The organism is Paraburkholderia sp. BR13439 (genome assembly GCF_040948805.1).
Classification (GTDB): domain Bacteria; phylum Pseudomonadota; class Gammaproteobacteria; order Burkholderiales; family Burkholderiaceae; genus Paraburkholderia; species Paraburkholderia youngii.
Map to the genome: position 1 here is coordinate 1 of NZ_JBFPKN010000202.1, position 255 is coordinate 255.

General features: G+C 74.5%; 1 protein-coding gene. It reads right to left on the minus strand.

Translation table 11 applies throughout. The features are described 5' to 3' along the window. Window positions 1-255 (minus strand): AMP-binding protein (locus AB3X96_RS42870; protein ID WP_368594455.1); only part of this gene is annotated, 255 nt, incomplete at both ends.

Consider the following 255-nt stretch of genomic DNA (forward strand, 5'->3'; position numbering starts at 1 on the left):
GCGAGCGCCTCCTCGCCCAGCGCCGCACGCCCCGCCCCATCGGCCAGCACCAGCCGCGGCGCCGCCTCCCCCACAATCTGCCGCAGCCGCGCGCACGGATACGCCGCATCCAGCGGCACATACGCGCTCCCCGCCTTCAGGATCGCCAGCAGCCCCACCACCATCGCCGCGCTGCGCTCCACGCAGATCCCCACCGGCTGATCCGGCCTGACTCCGAGTGCGATCAGATGGTGCGCCAGCCGGTTGGCCCGCGCA